This is a genomic window from Micromonospora sp. DT227 (assembly GCF_049841835.1).
In the GTDB taxonomy this organism is placed as follows: domain Bacteria; phylum Actinomycetota; class Actinomycetes; order Mycobacteriales; family Micromonosporaceae; genus Micromonospora.
The window spans coordinates 58,225-83,736 of the sequence record NZ_JBNCLA010000006.1; the positions used below are offsets into that span (position 1 = coordinate 58,225).

Here is a 25,512-nt window from a genome sequence, read left to right on the forward strand (position 1 = left end):
GGGCAACACAGGGAATGGGCGGACCATGGCTGACGAGGCGAAGCTTCTCGACTACCTCAAGCGGGTCACCGCCGACCTGCACCAGGTGCGGCAGCGGCTGCGCGAGGTGGAGGCCGGCGAGCAGGAGCCGGTCGCGATCGTCGGCATGAGCTGCCGCTTCCCCGGCGGTATCCGCACCCCGGAGCAGCTGTGGGAGGTGGTGGCGTCCGGCCGGGACGTGATGACCGAGTTCCCCACCGACCGGGGCTGGGACCTCGACGCGCTGCACGCCGGCGACCCCGAGGACGCCGGCACCTCGTACGCGCGCCACGGCGGCTTCGTCACCGACCTGGCCGACTTCGACAGCGGCTTCTTCGCCATCTCGCCGCGCGAGGCGCTCGCCATGGACCCCCAGCAGCGGTGGCTGCTGGAGACCACCTGGGAGGTCTTCGAGCGGGCCGGCATCGACCCGCACACGCTGCGCGGCAGCCGCACCGGCGTGTTCGCCGGCAGCACCGGCCAGGACTACGGCACGGTGCTGATGACCGCCGCCGCGCAGGGCCTGGAAGGGCACCTGATGACCGGCAACGCCGGCAGCGTGGTGTCCGGCCGGATCGCCTACACGTTCGGCCTGGAAGGGCCCGCGGTCACCGTCGACACCGCCTGCTCGTCGTCGCTGGTGGCGATGCACCTGGCCGGGCAGGCGCTGCGGCAGCGGGAGTGCACGCTCGCCGTCGTCGCCGGCGTCACCGCCATGTGTACGCCGGGCGCCTTCGTCGAGTTCTCCCGCCAGCGCGGACTGGCCGCCGACGGCCGGTGCAAGGCGTTCGCCGCCGCCGCCGACGGCACCGGCTGGTCCGAGGGCGTCGGTGTGCTGCTGCTGGAACGCGTCTCCGACGCCCGCCGCAACGGCCACCCGATCCTCGCCGTGCTGCGCGGCAGCGCGGTCAACCAGGACGGCGCGTCGAACGGGCTCAGCGCCCCGAACGGCCCGTCCCAGCAGCGGGTGATCCAGCAGGCCCTGGCCAACGCCGGGCTCGCCGCCGGCGGCGTGGACGTGGTGGAGGCGCACGGCACCGGCACCCGGCTCGGCGACCCGATCGAGGCGCAGGCGCTGCTGGCCACGTACGGGCAGGACCGGGGCGACGCCGCGCCGCTGCTGCTCGGCTCCGTCAAGTCGAACCTGGGGCACACGCAGGCGGCGGCCGGCGTCGCCGGGGTGATCAAGATGGTGCAGGCGATGCGGCACGGGCTCGTCCCGCCCACGCTGCACGTGGACGCGCCGACGCCGCAGGTCGACTGGGACACCGGCGCGGTCGAGCTGGTCACCGAGGCCACCCCGTGGCCGGCGGTGGACCGGCCCCGCCGCTCGGCGATCTCCTCGTTCGGCGTGTCCGGCACCAACGCGCACACCATCCTCGAACAGGCGCCGCCGGACGAGCCCGCCCCGGCCGACGACGCGCCGACACGTACCCGCCCGGTCGTACCGGTGCTGGTGTCCGCCCGCGACGACGCCGCGCTCGCCGACCAGGCCGGCCGCTGGGCCGCGCGGCTGGCCGCCGACCCGGCGTCGACCGCGCTCGACGTGGCGTTCTCGTCGGCGACCGCGCGGGCGGCGCTGGACCGGCGGGCCGTGCTGGCCGCCACCGACCGCGACGACCTGCTCGCCGGCCTGCGGGCACTCGCGGCCGGAACGCCGACGGCCACCACGGCGACCGGCGCGGCCACCGACCGGCAGGGCCTGGCGGTGCTGTTCTCCGGGCAGGGCGCGCAGCGTGCCGGCATGGGTCGGGAGCTGTCCGGGGCGTTCCCGGTGTTCGCGTCCGCGTTGGACGAGGTGTGCGGGCACCTGGACCCGTTGCTGCCGCAGCCGTTGCAGCCGGTGCTGTTCGGTGACGCCGATCTGTTGGATCAGACGCAGTTCACGCAGGCGGGTCTGTTCGCGGTCGAGGTGGCGCTGTTCCGCCTGGTCGAGTCGTTCGGGGTGACCCCGGACTTCGTGGGTGGGCACTCGATCGGTGAGGTGACCGCCGCGTACGTGGCGGGAGTGTTGTCGCTGCCGGACGCGTGTGCGCTGGTGGCGGCGCGGGGCCGCCTCATGCAGGCGTTGCCGGCCGGCGGCGGGATGTTGGCGGTCGCGGCGCCCGAGGCCGAGGTCGCCGCGTCGATCGCGGCGCACACGGAGGTCGGGATCGCGGCGGTGAACGGCCCGTCGTCGACGGTGGTGTCCGGTCCGGTCGACGCGCTGGACGAGATCGAGGGCGCCTGGCGGGACCGGGGTGTGCGGGTTCGCCGGTTGACGGTGTCGCACGCGTTCCACAGCCCGCTGATGGAGCCGATGCTGGCCGAGTTCCGCACCGTGCTGGACGGGTTGACGTTCGCCGCGCCGCTGCTGCCGGTCGTGTCCAACGTGACCGGCGCACTGGCCGACCCGACCGAGATCACCAGTGTCGACTACTGGGTGCGGCACGTGCGGGAGGCGGTCCGTTACGCCGACGGGATCGCTGCGTTGCGGGCCGCCGGGGCGGACACGTTCCTGGAGGTCGGTCCGCAGAGTGTGCTCACCGCGCTGACCGCCGAGATCCTGCCGGACGACGACACGGTGGTCGCGACCGCCGTGCAGCGCCGGGACCGGGACGAGACGGCCGCGTTGCTGGCCGGCCTGGCGGAGCTGCACGTGCACGGCGTGCGCGTCGACTGGACGCCATGGTTCGCCGGCACCGGCGCGACCCGCGTCGACCTGCCCACCTACGCGTTCCAGCGCCAGCGCTACTGGCCGGAGGCCGGCGGCGGCTGGACCGGCGACGTCACCGCGGTCGGCCTGCGCCCCGCCCGGCACCCGCTGCTCGGCGCCGCCGTCGGCGTCGCTCACGCCGAGGGCTTCCTGTTCACCGGCCGGCTGTCCCGGCGTACCCACCCGTGGATCGCCGACCACGTCGTCTTCGACACCGTGCTGCTGCCCGGCACCGGCTTCGTCGAGCTGGCCCTCCAGGCCGGCGCGCACGTCGGCGCCGACCACGTCCGCGAACTGACCCTCGAAGCGCCGCTGATCCTGCCCGAGACCGGCGGCGTCGACATCCAGCTCTGGATCGGCCCGGCCGACGAGACCGGCTGCCGGTCCGTGTCGCTGCACTCCGCGCCCGACCACGACCGGCCCGGCGACGAGCCGACCGACCGGGACACCGCCGACGGCGACCCGCGCACCTGGACCCGCAACGCCAGCGGCGTGCTCGCCGACCGGCCGGCGCAACCCGGCGTACCCGGCTGGTCCGACCTGGCCGCGTGGCCGCCGCCGGACGCCACCGAGGTGCCCACCGACCAGCTCTATCCGCACCTGGCCGCGCAGGGCTACGACTACGGCCCGTCGTTCATCGCGCTGCGCACCGCCTGGCGGCGCGGCGACGACCTCTTCGCCGACCTGACGCTGCCCGAGACACCGGCCGCCGAGGCGGGCGGCTACGGCGTGCACCCGGCGCTGCTCGACGCCGCGCTGCACACGCTCGGCCTCACCAGCGCCGCCGGGGAACCCGCCGGCCCCGGCCTGCCCCCCGGCCACGGCCGGCTGCCGTTCTCCTGGAACGACATCGCGCTGCACGCCGCCGGTGCCGCCGCCGCCCGGGTCCGGGTCCGGCACACCGGCCCGGACAGCGTCTCGCTGCTCCTCGCCGGCGTCGACGGCGCCCCCATCGCCTCGGTCGGCTCACTGGTCCTGCGGCCGGTCACCGCCGACCAGCTCCGCACCGCCGGCGGCGGCGGACCCGAGTCGCTGTACCGGATCGACTGGACCCCGCTGCCGCTGCCCACCGGACCGGCCGCCGGCACGTGGGCGGTGCTCGACACCGACGCCGCGCTCGCCGACGCGGTGGCCGCCACCGGGACGGCCGTCACCGCGTACCCCGATCTCGCGGCCCTGACCGACGCGCTCGACGACGGCGCCGACGCGCCCGGCGTGCTTGTCGCGTCGTTCCTCGACCCGCGCGGCGAGCGCGACGTGCCCCGCTGGGTCGCCGAGGTGACCCACCGGGCGCTCGACGTGCTCCAGCGGTTCCTCGCCGACGACCGCTACGAGGCGACCCGGCTGGTCGTGCTCACCCGCGGCGCGGTCGCCACCGAGCCGGACGCCGACCTCACCGACCTGGCCGGCGCCGCCGTCATCGGCCTGGTGCGCTCCGCCCAGTCCGAGAACCCGGGCCGGTTCGTGCTGGTCGACGTGGACGACCCGGCGACCGCCGCCGCCGCGCTGGTGGCGGCGCTGGACACCGACGAACCGCAGCTCGCCATCCGCGCCGGCGTCGCGGCCGGCGCCCGGCTCGCCCGGGTGCCCGCGCCCGCCGAGCCGGCCGACCCGGCGTTCGACGCCGACGGCACCGTGCTGATCACCGGCGCCACCGGCACGCTCGGCCAGCTCATGAGCCGGCACCTGGTGACCCGGCACGGCGTGCGGCACCTGGTGCTCACCAGCCGGCGTGGCCGGGACGCCGCCGGCATCCCGGAACTCTGCGACGAGCTGACCGCGCTCGGCGCCACCGTCACGGTCGCCGCCTGCGACGTCGCCGACCGCGACGCGGTCGCCGCGCTGCTCGCCGACCTCCCCGCCGACCACCCGCTCACCGCCGTGGTCCACGCCGCCGGGGTACGCGACGACGGCGTCATCTCCTCGCTCACCCCCGACCGGGTCGACGGCGTGCTGCGCCCCAAGGTCGACGCCGCCTGGCACCTGCACGAGCTGACCGCCGACCTCGACCTCACCGCGTTCGTCTCGTACTCCTCGCTCGCGGCCACCGCCGGCGGCCCCGGCCAGGGCAACTACGCCGCCGCCAACGCGTTCCTCGACGGGCTGGCCCACCACCGCCGCGCCCGTGGCCTCGCCGCGCTCACCCTCGCGTGGGGCCTCTGGGCCGACCGCAGCGGCATGACCACCGAACTGGACGACGTCCACCTCAACCGCATCTCCCGCTCCGGCGTGTCCGCGATGGAGGCGGAGGAGGGGCTGGCGCTCTTCGACGCCGCCTGCCGCGTCCCGGCCGCCGCGCTGGTGCCCGCCCGCCTCGACCTGGCCGCCATGCGGGCCCAGTTCGCCGGCGCCGTCCCGCCGCTGTACCGGGCGCTGATCCGCGCCGGTCGGGGCGCCGCCGCCGCGCCGGCCACCGGGGCGTCGCTGGTGCAGCAGCTCGCCGCGCTCGACGACGCCGACCGGCGGGCCGCGCTGCTGGAGATCGTCCGGGGGCAGGCCGCCGCCGTGCTCGGCTACCCCGACCCGGCCGCCGTCGACCCGCGCCGCGCGTTCAGCGACCTCGGCTTCGACTCGCTCACCGCCGTCGAGATGCGCAACCGGCTCGGCAACGCGTTCGGCCTGCGGCTGCCCGCCACGCTGGTCTTCGACTACCCGAGCCCGCAGGAACTCGCCGCCCACCTGGACACCGAGATCGCGGGAGTCCCGGTCCCGGCCCGCCCGGCGACCGCCCCGGTCACCGTCGGCGACGACGAGCCGCTGGCCATCATCGGCATGGCCTGCCGGCTGCCCGGCGGCGTGTCCACCCCGGACGACCTGTGGCGGCTCGTCGCCGACGGCGTCGACGCGATCACCGACCTGCCCGGCAACCGGGGCTGGGACCTGGACACGCTCTACAGCCCCGACCCGGACGCCGCCGGCACGTTCTACGCCCGCGGCGGCGGCTTCCTCGCCGACGTCGACCGGTTCGACCCCGGCTTCTTCGGCATCAGCCCGCGCGAGGCGCTCGCCATGGACCCGCAGCAGCGGCTGCTGCTGGAGACCACCTGGGAGACGTTCGAGTCCGCCGGCATCGACCCGACCGGGGTACGCGGCAGCAGCACCGGCGTGTTCGTCGGCACCAGCGGCCAGGACTACGGCTCGCTGCTCGCGTTCGCCCCGGAGGAGACCTCCGGGTACGCGCTCACCGGCATGACCAGCAGTGTCATCTCCGGCCGGGTCGCCTACACGTACGGGCTGGAGGGGCCGGCCGTCTCGCTGGACACCGCCTGCTCGTCGTCGCTCGTCGCGCTGCACTGGGCCGGGCAGGCGCTGCGCCGCGGCGAGTGCGACATGGCGCTGGCCGGCGGCGTCATCGTGATGGCCACCCCGACCGCGTTCGTGGAGTTCTCCCGCCAGCGCGGACTGGCCGCCGACGGCCGGTGCAAGTCGTTCGCCGCGTCCGCCGACGGCACCGGCTGGGCCGAGGGCGTCGGCCTGCTGCTGGTGCAGCGCCTCTCCGACGCCCGCCGGCAGGGCCGGCACGTGCTCGCGGTGGTACGCGGCAGCGCGGTCAACTCCGACGGCGCGTCCAACGGGCTGACCGCCCCGAACGGCCCGTCGCAGCAGCGGGTGATCCGGGCGGCGCTGGCCGCCGCGCGGCTGTCCCCGGCCGACGTGGACGTGGTGGAGGCGCACGGCACCGGCACCACGCTGGGTGACCCGATCGAGGCGCAGGCGCTGCTGGCCACGTACGGGCGGGACCGGCCCGCCGACCGGCCGCTGCTGCTCGGCTCGATCAAGTCGAACATCGGCCACGCCCAGGCCGCCGCCGGCGTCGCCGGTGTGATCAAGATGGTGCAGGCCATGCGGCACGGCACCGTGCCCCGCACGCTGCACGTGGACGAGCCGTCCCCGCACATCGACTGGGACGCCGGCGCGGTGGAACTGGCCACCGAGGCGCGGCCCTGGCCGGCGGGCGACCGCCCGCGCCGGGCGGCGGTGTCGTCGTTCGGCATCTCCGGCACCAACGCACACGTCATCGTGGAACAGGGCGACGAACCGGCCGCCCCGGCCGCCACCGGCGCCGGCCTGCTGGACACCGCCGCGACGGTGTGGGCGGTCTCCGCACGGTCCCGCGCCGCGCTGGGCGGGCAGGCCGCCCGCCTGGCCGAGCACGTCCGCGCGCGGGGCGACGTGGACACCGCGGCGGTGGCCTGGTCGCTGGTCGCCACCCGGTCGGCGTTCGACCAGCGGGCCGCCGTGGTCGGCTCGTCGGTCGAGGAGCTGCTGTCCGGTCTGGACGCGCTCGCGTCCGGCGCGCCCGCCGGCAACCTGGTGGCCGGCGTGGTCGCCGGGCACGGTGCCGGTCCGGTGTTCGTGTTCCCGGGTCAGGGCGCGCAGTCGGCGCGGATGGCTTCCGGTCTGGTCGGTCGGTGCGTGCCGTTCGACGCGGCGTTGGCCGAGTGTCAGGTGGCCCTCTCTCCTTACCTTGACGTCGATCTGGTGTCGGTGTTGACCGGTGACGACGAGTCGTGGTTGGACCGGGTCGAGGTGGTGCAGCCGGTCCTGTGGGCGGTGGGTATCGCCCTGGCCGCGGTGTGGCGGCACGTGGGTGTCAACCCGCAGGCGGTGGTCGGTCACTCGCAGGGTGAGATCGGCGCGGCGTGTGTGGCGGGAATCCTGTCCCTGGACGATGCCGCGAAGACGGTGGCGTTGCGGTCGCGGGCGTTGTCGGTGCTGCGCGGCACCGGCACGATGGCGTCGGTCGACCTGTCCGCCGACGAGGTCACCGCGCGACTGGCGGGAGCGGCCCCGGGCGACGGCGTCACGCCGGACGACGGTCCGTTCCCCGGCGTGGGGATCGCGGCCGTCAACGGCCCGGCGACGGTGGTGGTGTCCGGTCCGCCGCAGGCGGTCGCGGACCTGGTCGAGTCGTGTCAGGCCGACGGCATCCGGGCCCGGCTGATCCCGGTGGACTACGCGTCGCACTCGGCGGCTGTGGAGGAGGTCGCGCAGCAGCTCCGCACGGAGCTGGCCGGCGTGGCGCCGCAGGCCGGTCACACGCGTCTGGTGTCGACGTTGACCGGGGAGTGGGTGGACCCGGCGACGATGACGGCCGACTACTGGTACGACAACCTGCGGCAGACCGTCCGGTTCGACACCGCGGTGCGTACCGCGGTCGGGGCGGGACACACGACGTTCGTGGAGATCAGCCCGCATCCGGTGCTGACCATGCCGGTGACCGCGATCCTGGACGACCTCGGCACCGCCGGGCACACGCTGTCCACGCTGCGGCGGGGCGAGGACGACCGGACCCGACTGTTGACCAACCTGGCCACCGCGTACAGCGTCGGCCTGTCCGTCGACCTGACCAGCGTGCTCGCCGGCACGGACACCGTCGCGCTGCCCACCTACGCGTTCGAGCAGCAGCGGTTCTGGCTCGACCCGCCCGCCCACCGGGCCCAGGACGTCGCCTCCGCCGGCCTCCAGGACGCCGGTCATCCGCTGCTCAGCGCCGCCGTCACGTTCCCCGACAGCGAACGGCTGGTCTTCACCGGGCGGCTGTCCGTCCGCACCCACCCGTGGCTCGGCGAGCACCGCGTGATGAACGCGATCCTGCTGCCCGGCACCGCGTTCGTCGAACTGGCCGCGCACGCCGGCGACCAGGCCGGCGCGCCGGTGGTCGAGGAACTCACCCTGCTCGCCCCGCTCGTGCTGCCGGAACTCGGGTCGCTCCAGATCCAGCTCACCGTCGGCGAGCGCGACGAGACCGGCCGCCGTCCGGTGCAGCTGCACTCCCGCCCGTACCGGGACGGCTCCGACGAGATCCTCGCCGACGTGGCCTGGACCTGCCACGCCACCGGCCTGCTCGCCCCGCGCGGCGCCGAGCCGCCCGCGTTCGACCTCGGTGTGTGGCCGCCGCCCGGCGCCACAGCGGTCGCCTCCGACTCCTTCTACGCCGGCCTCGAAGCCACCGTCTTCGGCTACGGCCCGGTCTTCCGCGGCCTGCGCGCCGCCTGGACCCGGGGCGACGAGGTCTTCGCCGAGGTGGCGCTCCCCGCCGACCACCACGCCGAGGCCGGCCGGTTCGGGCTCCACCCGGCGCTGCTCGACGGCGCGCTCCAGGCCATGTCCATCGGCGGGTTCCTCGGCCGGATGGGTGACGGCGCCGACGCCAGCGTGCCCCGGCTGCCCTTCGCCTGGACCGGTGTCACGCTGCTCGCCGCCGGTGCCACCGCGCTGCGGGTCCGCGTCGCCGCGGCCGGCGACGTCGGCGTCACGTTCCAGGTCGCCGACGCCACCGGCGCCCCGGTCCTGTACGCCGAATCGCTGATCATGCGTCGGGTCACCGGCGACGCGCTCGGCGCGGCCCGCTCCGGCCGGCACGAGTCACTGTTCCAGGTGGACTGGCCGGTGCTGCCGGTGACCGCCGGACCGTCGCCGGCCGCCACCGGATGGGTGGTGCTCGGCGACGACCTCGCGCTCAACGCCGCCGCCGAGGCCGCCGGCGCCCGGGTCCGGCCCGACCTCGCCCCGGAATCCTTCGCCGAGCTGCTCGCCGGTGGGGAACCCGCCCCCGGGACGCTGATCGTGCCGGTCGGCGGCACCGGCGACGGCGCCGGCCCCGAACTGGCCGCGCAGGCCCGCGCCACCACCCACCGCCTGCTCGGCACGCTCCAGACCTGGCTCGCCGACGACCGGTTCGCCGACACCCGCCTGGTGCTTGTCACCCGCGGCGCCGTCGCCACCGGCGACCCGGCCGAGGTCGACCTGCGGTCGGCGCCCGCCTGGGGACTCGTCCGCACCGCCCAGCTCGAACACCCCGACCGGATCCACCTCGTCGACCTGGACGCCGACCCGGCCGGCGCCACGCTGCTCGCCGCCGCGATCGGCACCGGCGAACCGCAGCTCGCCGTGCACGCCGGCCAGGTACGCGCGCCGCGTCTGGCCCGCGTACCGGCCGGGCTGGAGCCCCGGCCCGGCGGCGTCGACCCGGACGGCACCGTGCTGATCACCGGCGGCACCGGCGTGCTGGGCCGGCTGCTGGCCCGCCACCTCGCCACCACCCACGGCATGCGGCACCTGCTGCTCGCCGGGCGGCGCGGCGCGACCGCCGACGGCATCGACGACCTGGTCACCGAGCTGGCCGACGTCGGCACCGAGGTCACGGTCGCCGCCTGCGACGCCGCCGACCCGGACGCGCTCGCCGCGCTGCTCGACGGCATCCCCGCCGCGCATCCGCTCACCGCCGTGGTGCACGCCGCCGGCGTGCTCGACGACGGCGTGCTGGAGTCGCTCACCCCCGACCGCATCGACGCGGTCAGCATCCCCAAGATCGACGCGGCGTGGCACCTGCACCGGCTCGCCGCCGGCCGTGACCTCGGCGCGTTCGTGCTGTTCTCGTCCGCCGCCGCCACGCTCGGCAGCGCCGGCCAGGCCAACTACGGCGCGGCCAACGCGTTCCTCGACGCGCTCGCCGCGCACCGGCGGGCCCAGGGCCTGCCCGGCATCTCGCTCGCCTGGGGCCTCTGGGAGCAGGCCAGCGGCATGACCGGTCACCTCGCCGACGCCGACGTGCGGCGGATGACCGAGCAGGGCGCCGCCGGGCTGGCCACCGAGCAGGCGCTGCACCTGTTCGACGCCGCCTGGCGGCTGGACACCGCCGCCGTCGTACCGATGCGGTTGGACGTGGCGGCGCTGCGCGGCCAGGCCGAGTCCGGCGTGCTCGCGCCGCTGCTGCGCGGCCTGGTCCGGGTGCCGCTACGCCGTTCGGTCGACGCGGGCGGCGCCGGCACCGGCGGCGTGCCGCTCGCCCAGCGGCTCGCCGGCCTGGCCGACCCGGAACGGCGCAAGGTGCTGCTCGACGTGGTCCGGGCGAACGTGGCCGCCGTGCTCGGCCACGCCGGGCCGGAAGCCGTCGACCCCGGCCGCCTCTTCACCGACCTGGGCTTCGACTCGCTGACCGCGGTCGACCTGCGCAACCGGCTCAACACGCTGTCCGGGCTGCGGCTGCCCGCCACGCTGGTCTTCGACTACCCGACGCCGCACGCCCTCGCCGAGAAGCTGGCCGGCGAGATCGCCGCCGACGCGGCGCCCTCCACCCAGCCGCTGTTCCAGGGCATCGACGCGGTCGAGTCGCTGCTCACCACGCTGGCGCTCGACCCGGCGACCCGGGACCGGTTCGCCACCCGGATGCGTGACCTGCTCGCCAAGGCCACCGACCTCGCCGGCCCGGCCGAGGAACCGGAGCGGCCCGACCTCGACGCGGCCAGCGACGACGAGATCTTCGACTTCATCAGCAAAGAGTTTGGAATCTCCTGACATGACCACCGCGGATCAAGGCAGGGACGCGATGAGCGACGACGACAAGCTGCGGTACTTCCTCAAGCGGGTGACCGCCGACCTGCACGACACGAAGCGCAAGCTGCAGACCGTCGAGGCGCGGGACACCGAACCGCTCGCCATCGTGTCGATGAGCTGCCGGTTCCCCGGCGGCGTCCGGTCCCCGGAGGACCTGTGGGACCTGGTCGCCGACGGGCGCGACGCGCTCACCGAGTTCCCCGACGACCGGGGCTGGGACCTCGACGGGCTGTACGACCCCGACCCGGACAAGCCCGGCAAGAGCTACACCCGGGTCGGCGGGTTCCTCGACCGCGCCGGTGACTTCGACCCGGCCCTGTTCGGCATCTCGCCCCGCGAGGCGCTCGCCATGGACCCGCAGCAGCGGCTGCTGCTGGAGACGTCCTGGGAGGCGATCGAGCGGGCCGGCATCGACCCGCTGTCGCTGCGCGGCAGCGCCACCGGCGTCTTCGTCGGGCTGAGCACGTCCAACTACGGGATGGGCCTGCCGTACGTGCCGGACGGCGTGGACATGTACCTCGGCACCGGCAACACCACGAGCGTCGCCTCCGGCCGGATCTCGTTCACGCTCGGCCTCAACGGTCCCGCCGTCACCGTCGACACCGCCTGCTCGTCGTCGCTCGTCGCGCTGCACCTGGCCGGGCAGGCGCTGCGCCGCGGCGAGTGCGACCTGGCGGTCGCCGGTGGCGTCACCGTGATGGCCACCCCGGGCGTGTTCATCGTCTTCTCCCGCCAGCGCGGCATGTCCGTCGACGGCCGGTGCCGCGCGTTCGCGGCCGGCGCCGACGGCACCGGCTGGGGCGAGGGCGGCGGCGTGGTCGTGGTGGAGCGGCTCGCCGACGCCGAACGCAACGGCCACCCGATCCTCGCCGTGATTCGCGGCAGCGCGCTCAACCAGGACGGCGCGTCCAACGGCCTGACCGCCCCGAACGGCCCCTCCCAGCAGCGGGTCATCCGGGCCGCGCTGGCCGACGCCCGGCTCGGCGTGGCCGACGTCGACCTGGTGGAGGCGCACGGCACCGGCACCACGCTCGGCGACCCGATCGAGGCACAGGCGCTGCTCGCCACGTACGGGCAGGACCGGCCCGCGGACCGGCCGCTCTGGCTGGGCTCGGTGAAGTCGAACATCGGCCACACGCAGAGCGCCGCCGGCGTGGCCGGACTGGTCAAGATGGTGATGGCGCTGCGGCACGGCACGCTGCCGGCGACGCTGCACGTGGACGAGCCGTCCCCGCACGTCGACTGGGACTCCGGCGCGGTGGAGCTGATCACCGAGAACCGGCAGTGGCCGGACCTGGGCCGGCCCCGCCGTGGCGGCGTCTCCTCGTTCGGGGTCAGCGGCACCAACGCGCACGTCATCGTCGAGGAGTACCGCCCCTCCGTCGCCGAGCCGGCCGAGGCGCCCGCCGCCGACGCCCCCGCGCCGCGCCGCGCCGGCCTGCTCGCCGCCGGCCCCACCGCCTGGCCGGTGTCGGCCCGGACCCGGGGCGCGCTCGCCGGGCAGGCCGCCCGACTGGCCGCGCACCTGCGCGCCCACCCCGCCGACCCGGCTGCGGTGGCGTGGTCGCTCGCGACCACCCGGTCCACGCTCGACCAGCGCGCCGTCGTCGTCGGCGCGGACCCCGCCGACCTGCTCGCCGGCCTGGACGCGCTGGCCGCCGGCCTGCCGGCCGGCAACCTGGTCACCGGTACGGCGTCCGCCGCCGGCGCCGGCCCGGTCTTCGTCTTCCCCGGCCAGGGCGCCCAGTCCGCCGGGATGGCCGCCGGCCTGGTCGGCCGGTGCGCGCCGTTCGACACCGCGCTGGCCGAGTGCCAGACGGCGCTGGCCCCCCACCTGGACGTCGATCTCGTGTCGGTGCTGACCGGCGACGACGAGTCCTGGCTGGACCGCGTCGAGGTGGTGCAGCCGGTGCTGTGGGCGGTCGGTGTGGCGCTCGCCGCCGTCTGGCGCGCGGCCGGCGTCACGCCCGACGCGGTGATCGGTCACTCGCAGGGCGAGATCGGCGCGGCGTGCGTCGCCGGGATCCTGTCCCTGGACGACGCCGCGAAGACGGTGGCGTTGCGGTCCCGGGCGCTGTCCGCGTTGCGGGGCACCGGGACGATGGCGTCGGTCGACCTGTCCGCCGACGAGGTGACCGCCCGGCTGGGTGGCTTCGACGGTGTCGGGGTGGCGGCGGTCAACGGCCCGGCGACGGTGGTGGTGTCCGGTCCGCCGCGGGCGGTCGCCGATCTGGTGGACGCCTGTCAGGCCGACGGCATCCGGGCCCGGTTGATCCCGGTGGACTACGCCTCGCACTCCGCCGCCGTGGAGGACGTGGCGCAGCAGTTGCGTGCCGACCTGGCCGGCGTGACGCCGCAGGCCGGTCACACGCGTCTGGTGTCGACGTTGACCGGGGAGTGGGTGGACCCGGCGACGATGACGGCCGACTACTGGTACGACAACCTGCGCCGTACGGTCCGGTTCGACACGGCGGTGCGCGCCGCCGTCGAGGCGGGTCACACGACGTTCGTGGAGATCTCGCCGCATCCGGTGCTGACGATGCCGGTGACGGCGATCCTGGACGACCTCGGCACCGCCGGGCACACGTTGTCCACGCTGCGGCGGGGCGAGGACGACCCGACCCGGCTGCTGACCAACCTGGCCACCGCGCACAGCATCGGTCTGCCCGTCGACCTGTCCACCGTGCTCGCCGAGACGGACACCGTCGCGCTGCCCACCTACGCGTTCGACCACCAGCGGCTCTGGCTCGACGGCAGCGGCGGCCCCGAGCGGGAGGACCAGACGGCCGACCACGGCACCCCGGACGACAGCGGCTTCTGGGCCGCCGTCGAACGCGACGACCTGCCCGGCCTCGCCGAGGTGCTCGCCGGCGACGACCTCCCCGCCGGGCAGGCGCTCGACGCGCTCGCCCCGGCGCTGCCGGTGCTGCACCGCTGGCGTCGGCAGCAGCGTCGCCAGTCCGACATCGACAGTTGGCGCTACCAGGACACCTGGAAGCCGCTCACCGGCATCACCAACCGCGGCATGGCCGGCACCTGGCTGGTCGTGCTGCCCACCGGCGACATCGTCGAACCCTGGCAGGAGGCGTGCGTCGACGCGTTCGCCGCCGCCGGCGCCGCCGTCGTCCCGCTGCCGGTCAGCACCACCGACGTCGACCGGGACCTGCTCGGCAAGCTGCTGCGCGAGGCGCTCACCACCGGCGCGGACGGCACGCTCACCGAGGTGACCGGCGTGGTGTCGCTGCTCGCGTTCGACGAACTCGTCCACCCGATGCACCCGTCCGTGCCCGGCGGCTTCGCCGCCACCGTCGCGCTGGTCCAGGCCCTCGGCGACATCGGCCTGGCCGCCCCGATGTGGGCGGTCACGTCCGGCGCCGTCTCGGTCGGCCGCGCCGAACTGCTCCGCTCGCCCGGCCAGGCGATGATCTGGGGCTTCGGCCGGGTCGCCGCGCTGGAACACCCGCAGCGTTGGGGCGGACTCGTCGACCTGCCGGAGGCGGTCGACGAGCGCAGCGCCGGCCTGCTGGTCGCGGCGCTCACCGCCGCCGGCGAGGAGGACCAGATCGCGGTACGCCCCGGCGGACTGCTCGGCCGGCGGCTCACCCGCGTCCCGCTCGGCGACAGCCGGCCCGCGCACCCGTGGCAGCCCTCCGGCACCGCGCTGGTCACCGGCGGCACCGGCGCGCTCGGCGGGCACGCCGCCCGCTGGCTCGCCCGCAGCGGGGTGGAGAACATCGTGGTGGCCAGCCGGCGCGGCATGGACGCCCCCGGCGCCGCCGAACTCGTCGCCGACCTCACCGCGCTCGGCGCCACCGCCAGCGTGGTCACCTGCGACGCCGCCGACCGGGACGCGTTGGCCGCGCTGATCGACGGCATTCCCGCCGACCGGCCGCTGAGGGCCGTGGTGCACGCCAGCGCGGTGCTCGACGACGCCCTGATCAACGACCTGCGCATCGACCAGATCGAGCGGGTCCTCGCGGCCAAGGTCGACGTCGCGTACCACCTGCACGAGCTGACCCTCGACCTCGACCTCGGCGCGTTCGTGCTGTTCTCCTCGTTCGCCGGTTCGGTGGGCAGCTCCGGCGTCGGCAACTACGCCCCGAGCAACGCGTTCCTCGACGCGCTCGCCCAGCACCGGCGCGGACTCGGCCTGCCCGGCACGTCCATCGCCTGGGGCGCCTGGGCCGGCGGCGGTATGGCCGACGGCCCGTTCGGCGAGCTGCTGCACCGGCACGGCGTACCCGAGATGCCGCCGGAGGCCGCGATCGCCGCGCTGCACCAGGCCGTCGACCACGGCGAGGCGTTCCTCACCGTCGCCGACATCGCCTGGGAACGGTTCTCCGTCGCGTTCACCGCCACCCGGCCCGGCCCGCTGATCAGCGACCTGCCGGACGTCCGCCGGCTGCGCACGGTCGAGCGGACCACCGGCGGCGAGGTGCCCGACGGCCCGGAGTCGCTGCGCGACCGGCTCGCCGGGCTGCCCGCCGGCGACCGGATGGCGGTGCTGCTCGCGCTGGTCCGCAGCCAGGTCGCGGCCGTGCTCAACTACCCGTCCGGGGAGTCGGTGGACGAGCACCGCGCGTTCCGCGAACTGGGCTTCGACTCGGTCACCGCGGTCGAGCTGCGCAACCGGCTCGGCCTGGCGAGCGGGGTGGCGCTGCCGGTCACCCTGGTCTTCGACTACCCGACGCCGACCACGCTGGCCGAGTACCTCTACGCCGAGGTGGCCCAGGACGACGTGGTCACCCCGACCGCGCTGCTGGACGACCTCGACCGGATCGCCGACGGGCTCGACGTGGTGGCCCGTGACGAGGCCGCCCGGGTCCGGGCCACGGTCCGCCTCCAGGCCATGCTCACCCGGCTCGGCCAGGGCAGCGGCGGCGACGACGACCTCGGCCGTCATCTCGGCGACGCCAGCGACGACGAGCTGTTCGCCATGGTGGACCGCGACCTCGGTCTCTCCTGACCCGCACCGGCTCACTCCCGTCCCCTGCGAGGAAGCGGCTACCGATGGCCAATGAAGACAAGCTCCGCGACTACCTCAAGCGGGTCATGGCGGACCTGCACGACACCCGCCGCCGGCTCAGCGAGGCCCAGTCCCAGGAACTGGAGCCGGTGGCGATCGTCGCGATGAGCTGCCGGCTGCCCGGTGGCGTCCGCGACCCGCAGGACCTGTGGGAGTTGCTGACCGACGGCCGGGACGCGGTCGCCCCGTTCCCCGACGACCGGGGCTGGGACCTCGACCGGCTCTACCATCCCGACCCCGACCACCCCGGCACCTCGTACGCCCGCGAGGGCGGCTTCCTCGACGGGGCCGGGGACTTCGACGCCGCGTTCTTCGGCATCAGCCCCCGCGAGGCGCTCACCATGGACCCGCAGCAGCGGCTGCTGCTGGAGACCGCGTGGGAGGCCGTCGAGTCCGCCGGCATCGACCCCGCCACGCTGCGCGGCAGCCGCACCGGGGTGTTCGTCGGCACCAACGGGCAGGACTACGGCACGCTGCTGATGATGTCGCCCGACGGCGACGAGGGCCACTCGATGACCGGCGGGGCGGCGGCGGTCGCCTCCGGCCGGGTGTCGTACACGCTCGGCCTGGAGGGCCCGGCCGTCTCCATCGACACCGCCTGCTCGTCCTCGCTGGTCGCGCTGCACCTGGCCGCGCAGGCGCTGCGGGCGGGGGAGTGCGAGCTGGCGCTCGCCGGTGGCGTCACCGTGATGGCCACCCCCGGCCTCTACATCGGGTCGAGCCGGCAGCGCGCGCTTTCCCCGGACGGTCGGTGCCGCTCCTTCGCCGCCGCCGCCGACGGCGCCGGGTTCTCCGAGGGCGTCGGCTGGCTGTTGGTGGAGCGGCTCTCCGACGCCCGCCGCAACGGGCACCCGGTGCTCGCGGTGCTGCGCGGCAGCGCGGTCAACCAGGACGGCGCGTCGAACGGGCTGACCGCCCCGAACGGGCCCGCCCAGCAGCGCGTGATCAGCCAGGCGCTCACCGCCGCCCGGCTGGCCACCGCCGACGTGGACCTCATCGAGGCGCACGGCACCGGCACCAACCTGGGTGACCCGATCGAGGCGCAGGCGCTGCTGGCCACGTACGGGCAGGACCGCGGCGACGCCGGGCCGGCGCTGCTCGGCTCGGTGAAGTCGAACATCGGGCACGCCCAGGCCGCCGCCGGCGTGGCCGGGGTGATCAAGGTGGTGCTGGCCATCCGGCACGGACTGGTGCCGGCGACGCTGCACGTCGACGAGCCGTCCCCGCACATCGACTGGTCGTCCGGCGCGCTGGAGCTGGTGACGTCGGCGCGGCCGTGGCCGGAACGCGACCGGCCCCGCCGGGCGGCGGTGTCGTCGTTCGGCATCTCCGGCACCAACGCGCACGTCATCGTGGAGCAGGCGCCGGAGGCGCCCGCGCCGCCCGCCGCCGTCCCCACCCCGGGACTGCTCGCCGCCGACGTCACCGCCTGGCCGGTCTCCGCCCGGACCCGGGGCGGCCTCGCCGGGCAGGCCGGCCGGCTGGCCGCGCACCTGCGCGCGCACCCGGCCGACCCGGCGACGGTGGCCTGGTCGTTGGCCACCACCCGGTCGGCGTTCGACAAGCGGGCCGTGGTGCTCGGGTCGTCGGCCGAGGAGCTGCTGTCCGGTCTGGACGCGCTCGCGGCGGGTACGCCGTCGCCGACCGTCGTGACCGGCACCGCGGAGCGGCCCGCCGGCCCGGTGTTCGTGTTCCCGGGTCAGGGCGCGCAGTCGGCGCGGATGGCGGCGGGTCTGGTGGGCCGGTGCGTGCCGTTCGACGCGGCGTTGGCCGAGTGTCAGGTGGCCCTCTCTCCTTACCTCGACGTCGATCTGGTGTCGGTGTTGACCGGTGACGACGAGTCGTGGTTGGACCGGGTCGAGGTGGTGCAGCCGGTGCTGTGGGCGGTGGGTGTCGCCCTGGCTGCCGTGTGGCGGCACGTGGGTGTCAACCCGCAGGCCGTGGTCGGGCACTCGCAGGGCGAGATCGGCGCGGCGTGTGTGGCGGGGATCCTGTCCCTGGATGACGCCGCGAAGACGGTGGCGTTGCGGTCGCGGGCGCTGTCGGTGCTGCGCGGCACCGGCACGATGGCATCGGTCGACCTGTCCGCCGACGACGTCACCGCACGGCTGGCCGGAAGCGCGACGGCGTCCGTCGGCGCGGGATCGACCCGCGACAAGACCGGCGGCCCGGCCGCGAACGGGTCACGCTTCGCGGGCGTGGGAATCGCGGCGGTCAACGGCCCGGCGACCGTGGTGGTCTCCGGTCCGCCGCAGGCCGTCGCCGATCTGGTCGAGTCGTGTCAGGCCGACGGCATTCGGGCCCGGTTGATCCCGGTCGACTACGCCTCGCACTCCGCCGCCGTGGAGGGCGTCGCCCAGCAGCTCCGCACCGACCTGGCGGACGTGACGCCGCAGCCCGGTCACACCCGGCTGGTGTCCACGTTGACCGGGGACTGGGTGGACCCGGCGACGATGACGGCCGACTACTGGTACGACAACCTGCGGCAGACCGTGCGGTTCGACACCGCGGTGCGTACCGCGATCGAGGCCGGTCACACGACGTTCGTGGAGATCAGCCCGCATCCGGTGCTGACCATGCCGGTGACCGCGATCCTGGACGACCTCGGCACCGCCGGGCACACGCTGTCCACGCTGCGGCGGGGCGAGGACGACCCGACCCGGCTGCTGACCAACCTGGCCACCGCGTACAGCATCGGTCTGCCCGTCGACCTGACCACGGTCCTCGCCGGCACGGACACCGTCGCGCTGCCCACCTACGCGTTCGACCACCAGCGGTACTGGCCCGCCCCGCCCCGCTTCGTCACCGACCGCGACGGCGAACCCGACCCCGACCGCTGGCACTACCGGGTCACCTGGACTCCGCTGCCCGACCTGCCGCTGACCCGGCTCACCGGCGCCTGGCTGGTCCCGGTACCCGCCGACCTGGCCGACGACCCGCTCGTCACCGGCGTGCTCGGCGCGCTCGGCAACGTCGGCGCCGACGCCGTACCCGTGCCCGTCGACCCGGCCGACGATCCGGCCGCGCTCGCCGACCGGCTGCGCGCCGCGCTGCCCGCCGACGGGCCTGCCGCCGTGCTCTCCCTGCTCGGCCTCGACGGACGCGCCCACCCCGAGCACCCGGCCACCACGCTCGGCGTCACCGGCACCGCCCACCTGGTCCAGGCGCTCGGCGCGCTCGGCGTCGAGGCGCCGCTCTGGTGCGCCACCCGCCGCGCCGTCACCACCGGCGACACCGATCCCGCCCCCGACCCGGCCGCCGCCGCCGTCTGGGGCCTCGGCCGGGCCGTCGCGCTGGAACACCCGGCCCGCTGGCGCGGCCTGGTCGACCTGCCCGACCGGCTCGACGCCACCACCGCCGCGCTGCTCGGCGCGGTGCTCGGCGCCGACGGGCCCGAGGACCAGATCGCCGTCCGCGACACCGGCGCCCACGCCCGCCGGCTCACCCGCGACACCGACCTCGCCGACGACACCGTCCGGCTCCGCGACACCGTGCTGATCACCGGCGGCACCGGTGGCCTCGGCGGGCACCTGGCCCGCTGGGCCGCCCGCGCCGGCGCCGCGCACGTGCTGCTGGCCAGCCGCCGCGGCCCCGACGCTCCCGGCGCCGGCGACCTCGCCGCCGAGCTGACCGACCTCGGGGTACGCGTCACCGTGGCCCGCTGCGACGTCACCGACCGCGACCAGCTCGCCGCGCTCCTCGCCGACCTGCCCGACGACGCGCCGCTGCGGGCCGTGCTGCACACCGCCGCCGTGCTCGACGACGGCATCGTGGACACCGTCACCCCGGCCCGCCTGCACACCGTCGCCGCGCCCAAGAGCGCCGCCGCCGACCACCTCGACGCGCTCACCCGCGACCACGAGCTGGACGCGTTCGTGCTCTTCTCCTCCGTCGCCGGCACCACCGGCAACGCCGGCCAGGGCGCGTACGGCGCGGCCAACGCCCACCTCGACGCGCTCGCCCACCGGCGTCGCGCCGACGGGCTGCCGGCGCTCTCCGTGGCGTGGGGCGCCTGGGCCGGCGCCGGCCTGCCCGCCGACAACGAACGCGCCCAGCAGCGGCTGCGCCGCGGCGGCATGGTCGCCATGGACCCGGAGCTGGCCGTCGCGGCGCTGGCCCGGGCGCTGGGCCGCGACGAACCCACAGTGGTCGTCGCCGACGTCGACTGGGGCCGCTTCGCGCCCGCGTTCGCGCTGGTCCGGCCCAGCCCGCTGCTCGGCGACCTGCCCGAGGTCCGGGACGCGCTGCGCCCGGCGGAGACGCCGACCACGCCCGAACCGGTCGACCAGCCCGGCTCGGCGCTGGCCCGGCAGCTCGCCGGCCGCACCGCCGCCGAACGTACCGAGACGCTGCGCGACCTGGTCCGCCAGTGCGCCGCCACCGCGCTCGGCTACGGCGCCGCCGACGACGTGCCGGTCACCCGCCCGTTCCGCGACCTCGGCCTCGACTCGCTGACCGCGGTGGACCTGCGCAACCTGCTCGCCACCGCGACCGAGCTGCGGCTGCCCGCCACGCTCGCGTTCGACTACCCGAACCCGGCGGTGCTCGCCGGGCACCTCGACGAGCTGCTCACCGGCGCCGGCGCGCCGGTCGACGGGCCGGCCGCCGTGGCCACCCCCGACGAGCCGCTGGCCGTGGTGGCGATGAGCTGCCGCTTCCCCGGCGGCGCGGACGACCCGGAACGGCTGTGGCAACTGCTCGCCGCCGGCGGCGACGCCATCGGCGACTTCCCCACCGACCGGGGCTGGGACCTCGACCGGCTCTTCGACACCGACCCGGCCGTCGAGGGCACCAGCTACGCCCGCCAGGGCGGCTTCCTGCCCGACGTCGCCGACTTCGACCCCGGCTTCTTCGGCATCAGCCCGCGCGAGGCGCTCGCCATGGACCCGCAGCAGCGGCTGCTGTTGGAGACCTCGTGGGAGGCGATCGAACGCGCCGGCATCGACCCGCGGACGCTGCGCGGCACCCCCACCGGCGTCTTCGTCGGCACCAACTACCAGGACTACCGCAACCTCATGCTCACCGCGGAGGGCGCCGAGGGGCACCTGATGACCGGCAACGCCGGCAGCGTGCTGTCCGGCCGGGTGTCGTACACGCTCGGGCTGGAAGGGCCGGCCGTGTCCGTCGACACCGCCTGCTCCTCGTCGCTCGTCGCGCTGCACTGGGCCGGCCAGGCGCTGCGCGCCGCCGAGTGTTCCCTGGCGCTGGTCGCCGGCGTCACCGTGATGTCCACCCCCGGCGTGTTCGTCGGCTTCAGCCGGCAACGCGGACTGTCCCCGGACAGCCGGGTCAAGGCGTTCGCGGCCGGCGCCGACGGCACGAGCTGGGGGGAGGGCGTCGGCGTGCTGCTCGTCGAGCGGCTCTCCGACGCCCGCCGCAACGGCCACCCGGTGCTCGCCGTGGTGCGGGGCAGCGCGGTCAACCAGGACGGCGCGTCCAACGGGCTCACCGCCCCCAACGGGCCGGCCCAGCAGCGGGTCATCCGCGCGGCGCTGGCCAACGCCCGGCTCGACGCGGGCGACGTGGACGCGGTCGAGGCGCACGGCACCGGCACCCGGCTCGGCGACCCGATCGAGGCGCAGGCGCTGCTCGCCACGTACGGGCAGGGCCGCCCCGAGGACCGGCCGCTGCTGCTCGGCTCGATCAAGTCGAACATCGGCCACACCCAGGCCGCCGCCGGTGTCGCCGGCGTGATCAAGATGATCCTCGCGCTGCGCCACGGCTACCTGCCGCCGACGCTGCACGTCGACGCGCCCAGCGACCAGGTGGACTGGACGACCGGCTCGGTGGACCTGCTGACCGAGGGGCGGCCCTGGCCGCTGACCGGCCGGCCGCGCCGCGCCGCCGTCTCCTCGTTCGGCATCAGCGGCACCAACGCCCACACCATCCTGGAGCAGGCCCCCGAGCCGCCGGTGCCGACCGGTGAGCCGGCGGAGCCGCCGGTGGTGCCGGTGCTGCTGTCCGCGCGTACCGCCGCGTCGCTGGCCGCGCAGGCCACGCCGTGGGCCGAACGGCTCGCCGGGCCGACCGCGCCCCCGCTTGTCGACGTCGGCTGGTCCTCGGCGGTGTCCCGGGCCGCGCTGGACCACCGCGCGGTGGTGCTCGCCACCGACCGGCGGGCGCTGCGCGCCGGGCTCCGCGCGCTGGCCACCGGCGACGACTCGCCCGCGCTGGTCACCGGCGCGGTGACCGGCCGGCCCCGGGTGGCGTACCTGTTCTCCGGGCAGGGCGCGCAACGCCCCGGCATGGGCCGCGAGCTGGCCGCCGCGTACCCGGTGTTCGCCGACGCGCTGACCGAGGCGTGCGCCGCGCTCGACCCGCACCTGTCCCGGCCGTTGCGCCCGCTGCTCGACGCCGACCCTGGCACCGACATCGCGGCGTTGCTGGACCGCACCGAGTTCACCCAGCCGGCGCTGTTCGCCGTCGAGGTGGCGCTGTTCCGGCTGCTCACCGCGTGGGGCCTGCGCCCGGACGCGGTGGCCGGGCACTCCATCGGCGAGTTCGCCGCCGCCCATGCCGCCGGCGTGCTCACCCTCGCCGACGCCGCCGAACTGGTCGCCGCCCGGGGGCGGCTCATGCAGGCGCTGCCCGCCGGCGGCGCCATGCTCGCGGTCGCCGCGAGCGAGGACGACGTCCGCGCCACGCTCGCCGACGGGCTCGCGCTCGCCGCGGTCAACGGCCCCGCCGCCGTCGTGGTCGCCGGCCCCACCGACGCCGTCGACCGGGCCGCCGCCGACTGGACCGCCCGGGGGGTACGCACCCGACGGCTCACCGTCAGCCACGCGTTCCACAGCCCGCTGATGGAACCGGTGCTCGACGAGTTGGCCGCGCTCGCCGCCCGGCTGCCGCACCACCCGCCGACCGTGCCGCTGATCTCCACCGTCACCGGCGCGCCGGTCGACGTGGCCGGCATCGGCGCGCCCGGCTACTGGGCCCGGCACGCCCGCGACACCGTCCGCTTCGCCGACGCGGTCACCGCGCTGCGCGAGCACGGCTGCACCGCGTACCTCGAGGTCGGCCCGGACGCGGTGCTCACCGCGCCGGCCCAGGGCGTGCTGGCCGCCCACGGGCCGGTCCCGCCGGTGCTGCCCACGCTGCGCCGGGACCGGCCGGAACCGCTCACCCTGCTGCGCGCGGTCGCCGCGTTGCACGTGCACGGCGTGGGCGTGGACTGGCCCGCGCTCCACGCCGACGCCGACCCGCAGCCGGCCGACCTGCCCACCCACGTGTTCGACAGGCAGCGTTACTGGCCGCAGCCGCCGGCCTGGTTGACCGCGCCGCCCGCCGAGGACACCGCCGTGGAACGCCGGTTCTGGGCGGCCGTCGAGGCCGAGGACCTGGACGGCCTGCTCACCGAGCTGGACGTGGCCCCGGACCAGCCGTTCGACGCGGTGCTGCCGGCGCTGTCGGCGTGGCGGCGACGCGGCCGGGAACGGTCGGTGGTGGACGGCAGCCGCTACCGGGTGCGCTGGGAGCCGGTCGACGCCACCACCGGGCCCGCGCCGGACGGTCCGGGCCGCTGGCTGGTGCTGCTGCCCGCCGACCGGGCCGCCGAACCGGACCTGGTCACGCTGGCCGGCGTGCTCGGCCCGGCGGCCACCACCGCGCCGGTGGACACCGCCGCCGACGCCGACGAACTGGCCGCCCGGCTGACCGACCTGGTCACCGCCGCCACCGCTGACGGGCCCGTGCACATCCTGTCGCTGCTCGGGCTGGACGAGACGCCGCACGCCGAGCACCCGACGCTGCCGCGCGGCCTGGCCGCCACCGTCGGACTGCTCCAGGCGCTCACCGACCTGGACGCGCCGGCCCGGCTCTGGTGCGCCACCCGGGGCGCGGTCGACGTCGGCGACACCCCGCCCAGCCCCCGGCAGGCGGCGCTGTGGGGCCTCGGCCGGGTCGCCGCGCTGGAACAGCCCGCCCGCTGGGCCGGCCTGGTCGACCTGCCCGCCACCGTGGACGACGACACCGCCCGCCGGCTCGCCACACTGCTGACCACCACCGCCGAGGACCAGCTCGCGGTACGCGCCGACGGGACGTACGCCCGGCGGCTCGCCAGCGCGCCCACCGACGGTGACCCGACGCCGTGGCAGCCGCGCGACACCGTCCTGATCACCGGCGGCACCGGCGCGCTCGGCGGGCACGTGGCCCGCTGGGTGGCCGACGCCGGCGCCGAACGCATCGTGCTGACCAGCCGGCGCGGCGTCGACACGCCGGGCGCGGCGGACCTGCTGGCCGAGCTGACCGCGTCCGGCGTCGACTGCCGGGTCGCCCGCGCCGACGCCGCCGACCGGACCGCCATGGCCGCGCTGCTCGCCGACCTGCGCGCCGACGGGCCGCCGCTGCGCGCGGTGGTGCACGCCGCCGGCGTCAGCGAGGTGGTGCCGCTGGCCGAGACCACGCTGGAGGACCTGGCGTACGTCATCGGCCCGAAACTGGCCGGCGCGGAGCTGCTCGACGAGCTGCTCGACGGCGTCGAACTGGACGCGTTCGTGCTCTTCTCCTCCATCGCCGCCACCTGGGGCAGCGGCGGGCAGGGCGGATACGCCGCCGGCAACGCCGCGCTGGACGCGTTCGCCGAGCGCCGGCGGGCGCACGGGCTGCCCGCCACGTCGGTGGCCTGGGGGCCGTGGACCGAGTCCGGCATGTTCGACGACGACGCGCCGGAGCAACTGCGCCGCCGCGGCCTGCGGGTGCTGCCGCCCGAACCGGCGATGGCCGGGCTGCGGCACGCGCTCGCCGCCGACGACACCTGCGTCACCGTCGCCGACGTCGACTGGGCCACGTTCCACCCGCTGTTCACCTCGCTGCGGCCCAGCCCGCTGCTGGCCGACCTGCCGGCCGTGCGGGCGCTCGCCACCGCCGCCGCCGAGCCGCCGCCGGCGACGACGACCGGGCCGGCGGGCCGGGACCGGCTCGCCGAACTGCGCGCGCTGCCCGCCGACGACCGCCGGGACGCGCTGCTGGACCTGGTACGCACCGACGCGGCGAAGGTGCTCGGCCACCCCTCGGTCGACGCGGTCGAGCCGGAACGGGGCTTCCTCGACCTCGGGTTCGACTCGCTGACCGCGGTGGAGCTGCGCAACCTGCTCACCGCCGCGACCGGGTGGGAGCTGCCCACCACCGTGGTGTTCGACTACCCGACCCCGGCCGGGCTGGCCGCGTACCTCGACGACGAGCTGTTCCCCGGCGGCGACGAGCCGGCCGGCGGCGCCGACGAGGAGACGGTCCGGCGGGTCCTCGCGGCCATCCCGCTGGACCGGCTGCGCCAGGCCGGCCTGCTCGACCAGTTGCTGCGCCTCGGCCACGACACCACCGCGCCGGCCGCCGACCCGGCCCCGGACGTGCCGGCGGCCGAGATCCACGACCTCGACGTCGCCGGACTGGTCCGGATGGCGCTCGAAGGATCCGACTCGTGACCCGGCCGGCCGCA

General features: G+C 76.3%; 3 protein-coding genes. All 3 read left to right on the plus strand.

The window, feature by feature from the left end; all coding sequences use genetic code 11:
• Nucleotides 1-25: 25 nt before the first annotated feature.
• From ACLQ2W_RS21075 to ACLQ2W_RS21085, 3 genes are read left to right on the plus strand one after another with little or no spacing between them, the layout of a single operon-like run.
• A complete protein-coding gene (locus ACLQ2W_RS21075) occupies nt 26-11,014 on the plus strand; it encodes an SDR family NAD(P)-dependent oxidoreductase (protein WP_425787889.1) in 10,989 nt (3,662 codons plus the stop codon).
• A 31-nt stretch (nt 11,015-11,045) separates the two neighbouring features.
• Nucleotides 11,046-16,019 (plus strand): type I polyketide synthase, encoded by a 4,974-nt coding sequence (locus tag ACLQ2W_RS21080; protein ID WP_425787890.1) that lies wholly within the window; start codon nt 11,046-11,048, stop codon nt 16,017-16,019.
• Nucleotides 16,020-16,063: 44 nt separating this feature from the next.
• The gene (locus ACLQ2W_RS21085) at nt 16,064-25,498 is read left to right on the plus strand and encodes a type I polyketide synthase (RefSeq protein WP_425787891.1); all 9,435 of its coding nucleotides are present in this window, start codon (nt 16,064-16,066) and stop codon (nt 25,496-25,498) included.
• Nucleotides 25,499-25,512: the final 14 nt, after the last annotated feature.